Genomic DNA, 2,808 nt, shown 5'->3' with positions numbered 1-2,808 from the left:
GTCAGCAGCCTGACGACCCGTCAGGACCTAGCTCGCTGACCTGCAGATTCGGAGGATGAAAGACGCTCAGTTAGTGAAGTACTCGCGGGAGATCCTGGTGGCGGGCCCCAGCCGAACAGCGCAGCACGGCCCAGAATGTTCACGCCATATTATCGTGCCGCCCGCCACCGAGAATCGGGTCTTGGGGTGGCGGTACGTCCGACCGATCACCTACTTGCTGCGATAGCCATGATGACAGGACTCAAGTGACGTTTTTAGTCATGAAAGTTCTAGAGAGTCGGCATGTCGGGATGACTTTCTCCGAAATCATGCTTTGCTTCTGGAAATCAGCACCCGAATCCGGAGCGGCTGATCCAGAGGGGGGAGTTCCAGAGCAAAAGAAGGAGCAACATGTCGGTATACACCGCGCAGCCGGCCTTTGTGCAGTCGGCACAGAGGATCCCCGTCACCGCTGCCCCCTACGGTCAGCTGTCACTGTTCTCCCAGCAGCCTGCACTGGCCCCACAGCCCCAGGTTCCCGTCGTCGCCAACGGCCAGGACATCACGCAAGGGCAACTTCCGCTTCTGGTGTCGGAGCTGTCGATGCGGTGCGCCACCACTGCAGTGACCGCCCTCGTCGAGCAGATGCGCTTCGACCCGCAGATCCTGCTGGGCATCCAGATCCAGGGGCAGATTCCCCCGCTGGCGTGGGGGAATGTCCTGGTGGAGTGCGCCCGGCGCCTCGCGCCGGTCCTGCACGCCCCGCTGGCTGAGTTCATCCATCAGCACCTGGTCAGCCAGGGGCTGACTATTCGCTCCGGCGGTCAGTTCCCGGCCGCATACTCGCCGCAGGCAGGCTTGTCTGCACCCATCGGATACGCCACGGTCTAGTATTCCATGGAGAATCAGGCTGCACACCTACCCCGGTCGGCCTGATCCGCCATCAGTAAAATCCACGCTGGTCGGATAATCTCACTATCCGGCCAGCGTGGAAACCAACACCGAAATTGTCTGACGATAAAGAGCGGGCCGAACTATGAACGAGACTGGCATCGGCAGGTACGATAGTAACCCGTTGCCGGGGAGTGAAACCGCGTCGGGCAATATTCCGCCTCATGACGGCTTCCCTCGCGAACAGCAACGGGAAAACCCGCCATCCGCTCAACCGGCAGATAACGAGTACAATGGGGCCTACCCGGTGCAGACAGGCTGGAGACGCTATCTCGTCGCTTCCAGCCCGGCCGGGCTGCTGCCTCCTGGCTCCGTCCCTGTGGAGCCGGCTGCCCTGTTCAGGCTGCTCGAAAAAGATCCTGATATCCGCCAGATCACCCACATCCGCACCCCTCGCAGTGTTCACGGTGACGGCGCTTCCGTCCCCCCCCTCACATGTCCCGTCGTCGCCGTAGTCGAGATGTCCGACGAACGCGCCCGCGCGCTGGCTACAGACCCCCATACACTTGTCGAACCAGACCAGCCTCTCTCTTACCCTGCGACGCCCATTAGTAGTGTCGTCGTCCCTCCTCTTTCTCCAGCCCTTGACATCTCTCTCGAAAATCCCGCACGCGTACACGTGCATGTCAAGGGTCAGGATGGTGCCACACTATCCGGAACGCGTGTATGGGCCATCGGCTCGGCCTCGACCGCCAGCTCCATCACCGACACCACAGGGTGGGCCACGCTCGTTCTGCCCTTCGACACCCCTGCCACCCTCCGTGCCCTCTACGCGCGCCCCGCGGGCGGATACTGGCCCGCACGTATTGATCGCCCCTACCTGCCGGGCACCCCGGATGACCGGACCATCATTGAGTGCGTCCCACTCAGCGAGACACTCCACGGCTTCCCCGAGCAACCCGTCACCGGCTGGGGAAAGCGCAGCATGCGTCTGGACCAGATCCCCCCCTCCTATCGGGGGCAAGGGACGAAAATCGCCCTTCTGGACTCCGGTATCAACGCCGCCCACCCCGACCTCGAGAGCGCCGTCCGCCAAGGGCACGATTTCATCTCACCGGCTGCCGACGGCTCCTGGCAGACTGACTCCACTGGACACGGCACCTGGTGCGCAGGTGTAATCGTTGCAGCAGACAACCACAACGGCATCTCTGGCATCGCCCCCGGGTCCGAACTCCACTCCTTGCGGATTTTCCCCAACGGACGCATCAGTACGCTCCTCCAGGCCCTCAATTACTGCATCCATCACGGCATCGATTTGGTCCAGGTCAACCTCACCTGCCCCCTGCCCTCCCGACTGCTCGCCTGGAAAATCCTCGATGCGCACACCGCAGGCATCGCCGTCGTCGCACCCGCCAGCTCAACCAGTTCCCCCGTCGACTTCCCTGCCAGGCTGCCCACCGTCCTGGCCGTAGGGGCCATCACCCCACAACCCAACAGCACCGGAACCAACCTCGTAACCGGCCAGCCTCCCTCCTACAACACTGCACAGGCGCATCAGACCACCCCCAACATCGACTTCCTCGCCCCTGGTGCCACCATCCTCACCACCAGCACCGCCACCAGCCGTACCAGTGCCGCTTATACCGCCGCAGACAGCGTTGGTCTCGCCGCCTCACACATCACCGGCCTCGCTGCCCTTCTCCTCGCTCACCACCAGCAGCTCAGCACCTTCCCCACTACCGTCGACCGCGTCACTCACCTGCGCAGCCTCCTGCACTCGGCCTGTCAACCAGCACCCGGGCCCCAGTCAGCACCCCATACCGCTGGTATTCCCGATGCTCCTACAGCCCTTGGCCTGCCAGCATCCTCCGACTGGCGGCCAAAGCACGCTGCCGCGCACCAATTCTGAGGGGGAGTGTCATGAATTAGGTGGGAACT

At 62.9% G+C, this 2,808-nt stretch carries 2 protein-coding genes; both read left to right on the top strand.

Features of this window, described 5'->3' with window-relative positions; all coding sequences use genetic code 11:
- Positions 1 to 390 precede the first annotated feature (390 nt).
- A complete protein-coding gene (locus ACLHRZ_RS36945) occupies positions 391 to 870 on the top strand; it encodes a hypothetical protein (RefSeq protein WP_490422963.1) in 480 nt (159 codons plus the stop codon).
- Positions 871 to 1,015: 145 nt separating this feature from the next.
- The gene (locus ACLHRZ_RS36940; protein ID WP_490422962.1) at positions 1,016 to 2,779 is read left to right on the top strand and encodes a S8 family serine peptidase; all 1,764 of its coding nucleotides are present in this window, start codon (positions 1,016 to 1,018) and stop codon (positions 2,777 to 2,779) included.
- Positions 2,780 to 2,808: the final 29 nt, after the last annotated feature.

Source organism: Streptomyces sp. AM25 (assembly GCF_058146165.1).
This window is presented reverse-complemented; position numbering and strand designations above follow the sequence as displayed.